The organism is Gordonia sesuvii, from assembly GCF_036350415.1.
Taxonomy (GTDB): domain Bacteria; phylum Actinomycetota; class Actinomycetes; order Mycobacteriales; family Mycobacteriaceae; genus Gordonia; species Gordonia sesuvii.
Genome location: NZ_JAZDUF010000007.1, coordinates 39,307 through 51,293 on the forward strand (window position 1 = coordinate 39,307; position 11,987 = coordinate 51,293).

At 68.0% G+C, this 11,987-nt stretch carries 10 protein-coding genes; 6 read left to right on the forward strand and 4 right to left on the reverse strand.

Features of this window, described 5'->3' with window-relative positions; all coding sequences use genetic code 11:
- The first annotated feature begins 204 nt into the window (after positions 1–204).
- Together VZC37_RS20090 and VZC37_RS20095 are read left to right on the forward strand one after the other, a co-directional pair.
- On the forward strand, positions 205–870 hold the full coding sequence (locus VZC37_RS20090) for a chymotrypsin family serine protease (RefSeq protein ID WP_330435517.1): 666 nt from the start codon (positions 205–207) through the stop codon (positions 868–870).
- A 92-nt stretch (positions 871–962) separates the two neighbouring features.
- A complete protein-coding gene (locus VZC37_RS20095; RefSeq protein ID WP_330435058.1) occupies positions 963–1,652 on the forward strand; it encodes a Pr6Pr family membrane protein in 690 nt (229 codons plus the stop codon).
- A 33-nt stretch (positions 1,653–1,685) separates the two neighbouring features.
- On the opposite strand, the gene ilvC is transcribed toward VZC37_RS20095, so the two are convergent.
- The 3 genes from ilvC to VZC37_RS20110 form a co-directional block, all read right to left on the reverse strand.
- Complete coding sequence (gene ilvC, locus VZC37_RS20100; protein WP_330435060.1) at positions 1,686–2,699, reverse strand: ketol-acid reductoisomerase; 1,014 nt, start codon at positions 2,697–2,699, stop codon at positions 1,686–1,688.
- Between the two features lie 72 nt (positions 2,700–2,771).
- Positions 2,772–3,275, reverse strand: coding sequence for an acetolactate synthase small subunit (gene ilvN / locus VZC37_RS20105; RefSeq protein ID WP_235722582.1), 504 nt, complete (start codon positions 3,273–3,275; stop codon positions 2,772–2,774).
- Positions 3,272–5,215 (reverse strand): acetolactate synthase large subunit, encoded by a 1,944-nt coding sequence (locus VZC37_RS20110; RefSeq protein ID WP_330435065.1) that lies wholly within the window; start codon positions 5,213–5,215, stop codon positions 3,272–3,274. The genes ilvN and VZC37_RS20110 overlap by 4 nt, the downstream gene beginning before the upstream one ends.
- Positions 5,216–5,527: 312 nt before the next feature.
- Here VZC37_RS20110 and VZC37_RS20115 point away from each other — a divergent pair, with 312 nt between their 5' ends.
- The 3 genes from VZC37_RS20115 to ilvD all read left to right on the forward strand — a co-directional run bounded on the left by VZC37_RS20115 (position 5,528) and on the right by ilvD (position 9,481).
- Entirely contained in the window at positions 5,528–6,046 is a 519-nt protein-coding gene (locus VZC37_RS20115) for a PH domain-containing protein (protein ID WP_330435067.1), read from the forward strand.
- Between the two features lie 97 nt (positions 6,047–6,143).
- Positions 6,144–7,481 (forward strand): magnesium transporter, encoded by a 1,338-nt coding sequence (gene mgtE, locus VZC37_RS20120; RefSeq protein WP_330435070.1) that lies wholly within the window; start codon positions 6,144–6,146, stop codon positions 7,479–7,481.
- A 155-nt stretch (positions 7,482–7,636) separates the two neighbouring features.
- The gene (gene ilvD, locus VZC37_RS20125) at positions 7,637–9,481 is read left to right on the forward strand and encodes a dihydroxy-acid dehydratase (protein WP_330435072.1); all 1,845 of its coding nucleotides are present in this window, start codon (positions 7,637–7,639) and stop codon (positions 9,479–9,481) included.
- 24 nt (positions 9,482–9,505) lie between these two features.
- Here ilvD and VZC37_RS20130 read toward each other — a convergent pair whose 3' ends face one another.
- Positions 9,506–10,723, reverse strand: coding sequence for a DoxX family membrane protein (locus VZC37_RS20130; RefSeq protein ID WP_330435073.1), 1,218 nt, complete (start codon positions 10,721–10,723; stop codon positions 9,506–9,508).
- Between the two features lie 160 nt (positions 10,724–10,883).
- On the opposite strand from VZC37_RS20130, the gene VZC37_RS20135 reads away from it, so the two are divergent.
- Complete coding sequence (locus tag VZC37_RS20135) at positions 10,884–11,984, forward strand: PQQ-dependent sugar dehydrogenase (protein WP_330435518.1); 1,101 nt, start codon at positions 10,884–10,886, stop codon at positions 11,982–11,984.
- The last annotated feature ends 3 nt before the right edge of the window (positions 11,985–11,987 follow it).

Sequence of the window (11,987 nt, forward strand, 5' to 3'; positions counted from 1 at the left end):
TCAGATTTGCAGCCGGTATCCGTCGGTCTGGTCAGCCGACCCGAAATCAACGCTAGATTGTGATCGGCATTACGGATAGGTTGCAAACCGACCCCGGGAAGATTCCGCAACGGGCACGACGCGGTGACCGCCCGGTACCGTGTGCTTGGCCCGGACTGACCCGTGGCCGACGTTTTCTTGTGCGCATCGAATGAGCGGAGTGTGATGATGAGGAAGCTGACAGCACTGTTGGCTGTTTTGGCTGCAACGGTGCTGGTGGGCTTGGGGGCTGGCTCAGTCGATGCCGCGCCGGCGAAGATCTACCTCGGTGGCGGGTCGGGGATCCTGGTGCTCAAGGGCGGGAGCTCGGCGGCCGCCTGCACGCTGACCACCATCGGCCGGTCGAACACCGGCAAGCTGATCGGCATCACCGCCGGACACTGCGGCACCCCCGGCCAGAAGGTGTACTCGGAGACCTTCCAGGACCGCGGGCAGGCCGGCACGATCACCTACTCCACCAGCGACCTCGACATCGCGGTGATCGAGTTCAACCCGGCCAAGGTCGTGCCGCTGCGTTCGGTGCGCGGCCTGACCATCCGGAGCATCGACCCCCGGCCGCTGGCCTTCCCTGCCATCGCGTGCAAGCAGGGCCGGACCACCGGCAACACCTGCGGCATCAGCTGGTTCTCCGATGGTGACGTGCACTTCAGCCAGATGTGCGTCGTCGAAGGCGACTCCGGAAGCCCGGTCGTGGTCGGCGACCGCCTGGTCGGCATGGTCAACGCCTACTACTTCCTCGCCTGCCTGGGACCCGAAACCGGCACCAACATCGCTCCGATCCTGCGGCGCGTCGGTTCTCTTCCGGCCTATGGAGGTTTCCGGCCGATCTGATCGAGAAGAATCCGACCGACCGATGAGACATCGGTGACGGCCCCGAGGTCCGCCTCGGGGCCGTCCCCATCTCCGGGACACCCGAGGAGAACATGACATCGAACCGGTTGATCGCGTTCCGGACGATCCACGCCATGATCGCCGCGGTGGTCGCCGGCAGCCTGATCATCCAAGTGGCGCTGCTGTTCACCGGTGGCGCCGACGCCAATTCCGGTGACACCGATGCCGACGTCGGCGTGGCGACCCGGCTTGTCCGACTACTCAGCTACTTCACGATCCAGAGCAACCTCATCGTCCTGGCCGTGTCGATCCTGTTGGCGATCAACCCTCTTCGCACCGGCACCCGATTCGCCGTCGGCCGGTTCGACGCCCTGCTCGGCATCACCGTGACCGGCCTGGTGTTCGCGATCGTGCTCGCGCCTCAGGTCCACCTGACCGGCGCGGCCCTGGTCGCGACGATCGGATTCCACTACATCTCGCCGTGGGCCACCCTGCTCGCCTGGCTGCTGTTCGGTCCGCGTCGACAATTCGGTCCGGCCGTCATCGGCTGGGCGTTCGCATGGCCGGTCGCCTGGCTGCTCTACACGTTCGTCCGGGGCGCGTTCGTCGACTGGTACCCGTATCCGTTCCTCGACGTGACCGAGATCGGCTACGCGCGAGCCCTTCTCAACGCGGTCGTGGTGCTGATCCTGGGCGCTGTACTGGCCGCGCTGTTCCGGCTCGTCGATCGGCGTGCGCCGGCCCTGCTGGATCAGACGAGCGTGGGCCCCACGTCGCGGTGACGTGGGGCCCACGGCCTCGGTGAGCTATCCGGCTCAGGCGGTTTCGGTGATCGGCCGATCCACCCAGCTCATCAGGTCGCGCAGCTTCTTGCCGGTGACCTCGATGGGGTGCTCGGCGTTGCGCTTGCGGAGGTCTTCGAGTTCCTTGTTGCCGCCCTCGACGTTGGCGACGAGGCGCTTGACGAAGGTGCCGTCCTGGATGTCACGCAGGATGCCGCGCATCCGCTCCTTGGTGTCGGAGTCGATGACACGCGGGCCGGACAGGTAGCCGCCGAACTCCGCGGTGTCGCTCACCGAGTAGTTCATCCGCGCGATGCCGCCCTCGTACATAAGGTCGACGATCAGCTTGAGCTCGTGCAGCACCTCGAAGTAGGCCATCTCCGGGGCATATCCGGCCTCGACCATGACCTCGAAGCCGGTCTTGACCAGTTCCTCGGTGCCGCCGCAGAGCACGGCCTGCTCACCGAACAGGTCGGTCTCGGTCTCTTCCTTGAAGGTGGTCTTGATGATGCCGGCACGGCCACCACCGATCGCGCTGGCGTAGCTCAGTGCGAGCGCCTGGCCCTCACCCTTCGGGTCCTGGTCGACCGCGATCAGGCACGGCACACCCTTGCCGTCGACGAATTGCCGGCGCACCAAGTGGCCGGGGCCCTTCGGCGCGACCATGCCGACGGTGATGTTCTCAGCCGGCTTGATCAGGTCGAAGTGGATGTTCAGACCGTGCCCGAAGAAGATGGCGTCGCCGTCCTTCAGATGCGGCTCGATCTCCTCGGTGAAGATCTTGGCCTGCGAGGTGTCCGGCGCCAGGATCATGATGACGTCGGCCCACTCGGCGGCCTCGGCGGCGGACAGGACCTTGAGGCCCTGCTCGGCAGCCTTCTCGCGCGACTTGCTGCCCTCACGCAGACCGACCGCGACCTCGACTCCGGAGTCGCGCAGCGACAGTGAGTGGGCATGGCCCTGGCTGCCGTAGCCGATCACCGCGACCTTGCGACCCTGGATGATCGACAGATCGGCGTCGTCATCGTAGAACAGTTCGATCGCCACAGTTGCTTCCCTTCGATTTTCGTTGCCCTCGGGATCGCTTGTCACCCAAGGGATGTGTGTTCTCCGAGCGTGTCAGCGGTTCGCCGACATGCTCTTGGGTCCCCGTCCGAGTGTCACCGCGCCCGACTGGGCGATCTCCCGGATGCCATACGGGTCGAGCATCCGCAGCAGCGCCTCGAGCTTCTCGCTCGTTCCGGTCGCCTCGATGGTCAGCGACTCCGGGGAGACGTCGATGACCTTGGCGCGGAACAGGTTCACCACCTCGATGACCTCGGACCGCACGGCGGAGTCCGACCGGACCTTGATCATCATCAGTTCTCGGGAGACGGAGCTCTCCGGGTCCTGCTCGACGATCTTGATCACGTTGATCAGCTTGTTCAGCTGCTTGGTCACCTGCTCGAGGGGGAAGTCGTCGACGGTCACCATGATGGTCATCCGCGAGATCCCTTTGAGCTCGGTCGGTCCCACGGCGAGCGATTCGATGTTGAAGCCGCGGCGGGAGAACAGGCCCGAGACTCGGGCGAGCACGCCCGGGCGGTCCTCGACCAGGACACTGAGGGTGTGGGTAGTACTCACTTCTCGTCCTTCTCTGCCAGCACGGCCGCGTCGGTGCGGCCCATCGCGTCGTGGATGTCGGGCGTGTCCGATGCGGATTCGTCGTCGTCGAACAGCGGTCGGATGTCGCGGGCGGCCATGATCTCGTCGTTGCCGGTGCCGGCGGCCACCATCGGCCACACCTGCGCGTCGGCGCCGACGATGAAATCGATCACCACCGGGCGGTCGTTGATCTCGCGGGCCTTGGCGATCACCTCGTCCACGTCGGACTCCTGCTCGACCCGGAAGGCCGCGCACCCCAACGCCTCGGCCAGCTTGACGAAGTCCGGGATGCGCCGGGAGTGGGTGGACAGGTCGGTGTTCGAGTAGCGCTCCTCGTAGAAGAGGGTCTGCCACTGACGGACCATGCCGAGGTTGCCGTTGTTGATCAGGGCGACCTTGATCGGGATGCCCTCGATCGCACAGGTGGCCAGTTCCTGGTTGGTCATCTGGAAGCAGCCATCACCGTCGATCGCCCACACCTCGGTGTCGGGCGCGGCCATCTTGGCGCCCATCGCGGCCGGGACCGCGTAGCCCATCGTGCCGAGACCACCGGAGTTGAGCCACGTCCGGGGCTTCTCGTAGGAGATGAACTGCGCTGCCCACATCTGGTGCTGGCCGACGCCGGCACAGTAGACCGCATCGGGACCGGCTGCCTTGCCGATGGCCGAGATGACGAACTCCGGCGACATCGAGCCGTCGGCCTGACGGTCATAGCTCAGCGGATAGGTGCGGCGGATGCCGTCGAGATAACGCCACCATGCGGTGAGATCCGGTGCCGCCGTGGTGGTCGCCCGCTCGTTGCGGATGGTCTCGATGAGATCGCTGATGACCGCGAGGCAGTCACCGACGATCGGCACGTCCACATGCCGGTTCTTGCCGATCTCCGCCGGGTCGATGTCGGCGTGGATGACCTTGGCATCCGGCGCGAACGACGACAGCTGACCGGTGACACGATCGTCGAACCGCGCACCGAGCGTGATCAGCAGATCGCTGCGCTGCAGAGCCGCGACCGCGGCGACGGTGCCGTGCATACCGGGCATGCCCAGGTGCTGCTGATGGCTGTCCGGGAATGCCCCGCGCGCCATCAGCGTGGTGACCACCGGGATTCCGGTCAGCTCGGCCAGTTCACGCAGTTCCTCGGACGCGTTGGCCTTGATGACGCCGCCGCCCACGTACAGCACCGGCGACTTCGCCGACTGGATCAGTCGCGCGGCCTCACGCACCTGCTTGCCGTGCGGCTTGGTGACCGGACGGTAGCCGGGCAGGTCGATCTGCGGGGGCCACGAGAAGGTGGTCTGGCTCTGCAGGATGTCCTTCGGGATGTCGACGAGAACCGCACCGGGGCGGCCGCTCTCGGCGATGTGGAAAGCCTCGGCGATCACCCGCGGGATGTCGGCGGCATTGTTCACCAGGAAGTTGTGCTTCGTGATCGGCATCGTGATGCCGGAGATGTCGGCCTCCTGGAACCCGTCGGTGCCGATCAGGGCGCGGCCGACCTGGCCGGTGATGGCAACCACCGGAACGGAGTCCATCTGGGCGTCGGCGAGCGGGGTCACCAGGTTGGTGGCGCCCGGTCCCGACGTCGCCATCATCACGCCGGCGCGACCGGTCACCTGCGCGTAGCCGGTGGCGGCATGGCCCGCGCCCTGCTCGTGACGGACGAGCACGTGACGGACCTTCGGCGAGTCGAGCAGCGGGTCGTACACCGGTAGGACCGCGCCACCGGGGATGCCGAAGACGATCTCGACGCCGATCTCCTCGAGCGAACGAACCACCGACTGCGCTCCGCTGACACGCTCGGGTGCCACCGTGTGCTGCCCTACCGCCCGCAGGTTCTGACCCGTTGACGATTGTTGACGCGGCCCCGCCTGGTGCGCGGGTGTCCGCGTGCCGTCGGTACGTGCTGTTGGTGCGCTCACTGCACGGTCCTTTTGTTCTGTGTTTCGTTGAGTTGACAAGAAAAAACCCCCGACAGCTGGGCTGTTCGAGGGTGGCGCGTCGATGCTTGAGGGTCTACGAAGTGACCGGTCAGGCGACGACGCGCCGGCCGAGTACTACGAGAATCTCGTGCTGCATCACGTGCTCACGGTAAGACTGCGCCCTGAGCAGAGTCAAACTCCGGACCCTGGCGTCCCACATTGTGGGAAAGCACAGGTGATGTCGCCCTGTGGGCGGAGCCCGATGATGTCCCCGTGGGCGGAGCCGGAAGGCCTCATTGGCACAATGGCGGCGTGCCAACCGACCCCGCCGACGATGCCAACGCCGATCCTTCCGAGTCCGAGACAGCGAACTCCGACACCGGGAAGTCCGACGCACCCAAGTCCGAGGCGGCTCCGTCGGATGCCGGATCCGACGAAGCCGCTGTCACGCTTCCTGTCGTCTTCCGCATCAACGGGCTCGCGTACTTCACGGTTCCGATGATGGCGGTCGTCACGATCATCCTCTCGGGTACGTCGCTGGTCTGGCTCGGCTGGACGCTCGTGATCCCGTTCATCCTGGCGTGGTGGATTCGCCATGTGCGCACCGTGGTGACCGAGGACGGTCTGCACGCGGTCCACACCTTCGGGACACGCGATGTGGCCTGGACCGATCTCGAAGGTCTGCAGTTCCCGCGGTGGAGCGCGGTGCGAGCGGTCACCATGTCGGGCGCGCGGGTCAAGCTGCCCGCGATCGGATTCGACGACCTCCCACAACTCTCGGTGGCCAGCCGAGGCCGAATCCCGGACCCGTTCGCCATCCCCGACGAGTGATCGACACGGGACGTCTCGCGAGTAAATCTGCGCCAGAGACCCCCCACTTCCGACTCACGCCACGTGGCGTTCACCGGATCTTTCTACCGTGTGGCGAATGCCGACCTCCCAGATCAGCACCGTCGACGCCCTCATCGGTTCGGGCGATCTCGCGGCGACCGCCGCCACGCTGGCGACACTTCCCCACGCCGACATCGCCGAGGTGCTGGAGCATCTCCCCCGCAGTCGGCGGGTCATCGCCTTCCGGGTGCTGCGGAAGGAACTGGCGGTCGACGTCTTCGACGACCTCCCGCCGCATGCCCAGCGCCATCTGATCGCCGACCTGGGTACCGCAGAGGTCGCCGAGGCGTTCGACAACCTCGAACCCGATGACCGGGCCGAACTGCTCGACGAGCTACCGGCCTCGGTCGCCCGGAGTCTCATCCAACAGCTGCCGCCCGCCGAGCGCGAGATGACCGGCGTCGTCCTCGGATATCCCAAGCGCTCCGTCGGTCGGCGGATGAGCCCCGAGTTCGTTCACGGCTACGACGACGAGACGGTGGCCGACACCCTCGTCCGGGTCAGAGACCGCGGCCACGATGCGGAGACGATCTACACCGTTCCCGTCATCGACCGGTCGCGCGACCTGCGCGGGGTGGTGAGCCTGCGCGACCTGCTGCTGACCGCCCCGGACACCACGATCACCACCATCATGAAGCGGCCCGTCTTCGCCGCCGCAGATGACGACGCCGAGGCCACCGCCCAGCGGTGCATCGACCGCGGCATCCTCGCCATGCCCGTCATCGATCACGACAACCGCCTCGTCGGTGTCCTCACCCTCGACGACGCCGTGGAGGTCATCGAGCAGGCGCGCGACGTCGACGAAGCACGGGCCGGCGCTCGCGAACCGCTCGACGAGCCCTACCTGGTCTCGTCTGTGTGGTCCATCACCCGGGCGCGGATCGTGTGGCTGTTCGTGCTGGCGGTGTCGGCGATCCTCACCGTCAACGTCCTGGAGTTCTTCGAGGGGACTCTCGAACAGATGGTCGCGTTGGCCCTGTTCATCCCGTTGCTCACCGGAATCGGTGGCAACACCGGATCGCAGGCGGCCACCACCGTCACCCGGGCGCTCGCAGTGTCCGACGTCATCCCCCGAGACGTGGCCCGGGTCGCCGCCAAGGAGGTGCGGGTGGGGTTCACCCTCGGCGCCGGGCTCGGCCTCGTCGGTTTCGCCGTCGCTTGGGTCGCCTACGACCTCGACATCGGAACGGTGATCGGTTTGACGATTCTGTCGGTCTGCACGATGGCGGCGACGGCGGGAGGCGTCATGCCACTGGTCGCGAAGACGATCGGGGTCGACCCGGCGGTGTTCTCGACCCCGTTCATCTCCACGTTCTGCGACGCGACCGGGCTGATCATCTACTTCACGATCGCCAAAGCGGTACTGGGGATCTGAGGTACGCCGCGCCGAATACGGTTTGTTCACGCAGGTCACAGCGGAGTAGCCTCGGTCGGCGTGGTGCCGACGGACCGGCAGGTGGTCGTCGACGTCACGCCCAGTCCCACCGTCCCGCGCGTGCGGGGTGATCGAATCGATCGAGGTACATCGCGATGCCAGCTCTGAGGTCCCGGACCACCACCGTCGGACGCGAAGCCGCCGGCGCCCGCTCACTGTGGCGCGCCACCGGTATGACCGACGACGACTTCGGGAAGCCGATCATCGCGATCGCGAACTCCTACACCCAGTTCGTGCCGGGCCATGTACACCTCAAGGATGTCGGGGAGATCGTCGCCGACGCGGTCCGGGCGGCCGGCGGTGTGCCGCGGGAGTTCCACACCATCGCGGTCGACGACGGCATCGCCATGGGTCACGGCGGGATGCTGTACTCGTTGCCGAGCCGCGAGATCATCGCCGACTCGGTCGAGTACATGGTGAACGCCCACACCGCAGACGCGCTGGTGTGTATCTCCAACTGCGACAAGATCACTCCCGGGATGCTGAACGCCGCGATGCGGCTCAACGTCCCCACCGTCTTCGTGTCGGGTGGTCCGATGGAGGCCGGGAAGGCCGTCGTCGTCGGCGACGTCGCCCATCCGTCATCGGACCTCATCACCACCATCTCGGCATCGGCCAACAGCGCCGTCGACGACGAGGGGCTCAGCGAGGTCGAGCGGTCGGCCTGCCCCACCTGCGGATCGTGTTCGGGCATGTTCACCGCGAACTCGATGAACTGCCTCACCGAGGCGCTCGGACTCGCGCTGCCGGGCAACGGATCCACCCTCGCCACCCACGAGGCACGCCGCGCGCTGTTCGACCGTGCGGGGCGCGTCGTCGTCGAGGCGGCCACCCGCTGGTACCGCGACGACGACGAGTCCGTGCTGCCGCGAAACATCGCCTCGGCCACGGCGTTTCGGAACGCCATGGCGCTCGACGTCGCGATGGGCGGCTCCACCAACACGGTGTTGCACATCCTCGCCGCCGCACAGGAGGGTGAGGTGGCCGATTTCGACCTGTCGGTCATCGACCAGATCAGCCGCAACGTGCCATGTCTGTCGAAGGTGTCGCCGAACTCCGACTATCACATGGAGGACGTGCACCGCGCGGGCGGCATCCCGGCGATCCTCGGCGAGCTGCGTCGTGCCGGACTGATCGACGACACCGCCTCCACCGTGCACAGTCCGTCGATCGCACAGTTCCTCGACGACTGGGACATCCGCGGCGGCTCGGCCGTTCCCGAGGCGTTCGAACTCTTCCACGCGGCACCCGGCGGAGTGCGCACGACCACGCCGTTCTCCACCGCCAACCGGTGGAACTCGCTGGACACCGACGCGGCGGGCGGGTGTATCCGCGACCTCGAGCACGCCTACACGGTCGAGGGTGGTCTGTGTGTGTTGCGCGGCAACCTGGCACCCGATGGCGCGGTCCTCAAGACGGCCGGCATCGATGAGGACCTGTGGCACTTCGAGGGTCCGGCGCGTGTCGTCGAGAGCCAGGAGGAAGCGGTCCAGGTGATCCTGTCGAAGACCATCCAGGCCGGCGAGGTCCTCGTCGTGCGGTACGAGGGCCCGTCCGGCGGTCCGGGGATGCAGGAGATGTTGCATCCGACCGCCTTCATGAAGGGCACCGGGATGGGCCGCAAGTGTGCGCTCGTCACCGACGGCCGCTTCTCGGGCGGTTCGTCGGGTCTCTCGGTGGGGCACATGTCGCCCGAGGCCGCCTCCGGCGGCGCGATCGGCCTGATCGAGGACGGCGACCCGGTGCTGATCGACGTCGCGACGCGTCGGCTCGAGGTGCTGATCGACGACGACGTTCTCGCCGAGCGGCGCGCCAAGATGGAGGCCTCGGAGCGCCCGTGGCAACCGAAGGAGCGTCAGCGTCCGGTCACCACGGCGCTGCGGGCGTACGCGAAGCTGGCCACCTCGGCAGACCGCGGGGCGGTCCGGTCCGTCGACTGACCCGACACTCTCCCCGCGCCGCGGTCAGCCGGTCGGGTTGCCCGGCGACTCGAACGGGTTGGTCCCGTTGAAGATCAACCACACCGCGACGGCGGCGCCGATACCCACCACCAGCATCGCCACCGAGCCCCACGCCGGACGCCGGGACCAGCCGCGGGGGGCGTCGATGGAGATCCGGCCGGGGCCGGTCAGGATGATGGCCGCCGCGCAGACCGCCAACAGCAACTCGTATTCGATGCCCGGGCCACCGCCGCCGGTCGCGAAGAACCACACGCCGCCGGCGAGCGTCGCCTTGTAGGCCGCCGCGACCAACATCACGCCGAGCACCGCGGACGCGGCCAGTGGCGTGAAGAGCCCGATCACCAGCAGCAGTCCGCCCAGGGTCTCCGACAGTGCGCCGACGATCGCCAGTGGCCGCGCCGCATCAGCCGCGAACCCGATCGCCGGGTTCGCGTCGTTGACGAGCATGTCCTCGAAGCCGGAGAGTCGCGGCCCGTTCCACCAGCCGAACAACTTCTGCGCACCGTGGGCCATCGCGATCACCCCGACCGCACATCGCAGCAGGAGCAGGCCCAGGTCGATGGTGCCGCGCCGGGCGCGGCGCTCGGCATCAGCGAGATCCTCCTCGACCGATCGCAGTCGCTCGTCGCCGACCGGGGCGTCGCGCTGCTCGTAGCCGACGGGATCGTCGGACGGCACGGCCGCGTATGCCTCGGTCGCCGGATACGGTTCGGACGACGCCCGATAGCCCTCGGTCGGCGGCAGATACGCCTCGGTCGGGGTCGGCGTCGGCGGCAACGGGTCACGGTCGTCGGCCGCGGCGAACGGTGTCGTTCCCGCATCCGCGGCAGGTACCGCGAATCGTGCGGTCGGATCGTCGGCGGCCGGTTCACGCCCCTCGACCGCACCGGGCGGACGCCGGTCGATCGCCTCGGTCGGCGGGGTCGGGTCCGCCTCGGGCGGTGCAGTGCGCGGGCTCTGCGGCGGAGTCGGGGTCGCCGGCCCGTTCGGGTCCGCCGTCATCGACCGGGTCGCCACCTCGTCGGGTTCTATGTCGTCGAGGTCGTCGACCCGGGAGGCGCCCCCAGGCCCTGGGTTCGCATGCCGGGCGTAGAAGGTGTCGCGCTCCTCGGTGGGTATCCGTCGCCGTCGCTGCGCCCCGGCCTCACCGAGGTCGATCTCACCCGTGGGTTCGTCGTACGGACTGGAGCCGCCGCCCGCGGCCGGGTCACGTTCGCTCACGCCTCCGACTGTAGGCGCAGTGCCCGTGGGGCGGGCCGAGCAGCGCGCGGTGAGTCGGAAACGATCGCCTACGCTGGGTGGCATGCGCATGGGGTGGCCGAGGTCAGGGGGCGACCGTCAGCGGTCGGCAGCGCCGCGGCGCACCCGCGCGACTCGCGCGCTGGTCGGGGCGACGTTGGGTCTGCTCGTGATCACCGCCTCCGGTTGCGCGGATTTCACCGAGCAGGACCGGGCGCAGGACGCGGGCGCGTGGAGCGCCAACAACGAGTCGCCGGCCCGCCAGGAGCAGCCCCGCCCGTCGCCCACCGAACCGCCCGCACCTCCCCCGCCGGGTCCGTGCGTCGACCCGGACCCGGCCGTGATCGCCACCTGCCTGCAGTCGACGGGGTCCGTGATGCCCGGAGACGACCGTGGCGAGGTCACGGTGGTCGCCGAACGCACCACCGGCAAGATCATCACCACCAAACGGTATGGGCCGCACCGAGTTCTGGCGACGGCACCGGTTGATGCATCCGGCGACGGCGGGTTGATCGACTTCGCCTTCTCCCCCACGTACGACCAGGATCGCCTCATCTACGCACTGATCACCACTCCGGCGGACAACCGCATCGTGCGTCTGGCGCCCAACGACGTCCCCAAGCCGATTCTCGTCGGCATCCCGAAGGGCGCCACCGGCAACATGGGTTCGATGTACTTCCGGACTCCGGGCGAGCTGATCGTGGCGACGGGCAACGCGGGCAGTCCCGCCGCGGCCACGGATCCGTCGTCACTCGCGGGCAAAATCCTCGCGGTGACGTCGTTCCGCTCGGGCGCCAACCCGCCGCCGCGCGTGCTGGCGTCCGGTCTGGGCTCCACCGTGTCGCTCTGTCCGAGCGCCACCACCGGGACCGTGTATGTCGCCGACCAGACCGCCACGGAGGACCGGGTGCAGGTGTTGGAACAGTCCGGACCGAAGGTTCTCTGGACCTGGCCCGACCGCCCGCAGATCGCCGGGTGCGCGGTCACCTCCGGGGCCATCTTCGTATCCACGACGCGCACCCAGCGCATCGAGGCGCTCAGCGAACCGACCGGCGAGCAGCCCGCCATCACGCCTCCGGCGGTTGTGCTGGAGAAACGCTATGGCGCGCTGGGGCGCATGGTCGCGTTGGAGAACGGCGTCCTTCAGTTCGCCACGGTCAACCGCACCTCCGGCCGGCCGGTCAGCACCGACGACCGGGTGGTCCGGTGGCTGCCGCCCTCATCGTCGGAGGACCGCACCTAGCTC

What these genes read in the sequence shown, in the direction of transcription:
- VZC37_RS20090 (WP_330435517.1), top strand. Translation starts at nt 205, where the DNA reads ATGATGAGGAAGCTGACAGCACTGTTGGCTGTTTTGGCTGCAACGGTG.
- VZC37_RS20095 (WP_330435058.1), top strand. Translation starts at nt 963, where the DNA reads ATGACATCGAACCGGTTGATCGCGTTCCGGACGATCCACGCCATGATC.
- mgtE (WP_330435070.1), top strand. Translation starts at nt 6,144, where the DNA reads ATGCCGACCTCCCAGATCAGCACCGTCGACGCCCTCATCGGTTCGGGC.
- ilvD (WP_330435072.1), top strand. Translation starts at nt 7,637, where the DNA reads ATGCCAGCTCTGAGGTCCCGGACCACCACCGTCGGACGCGAAGCCGCC.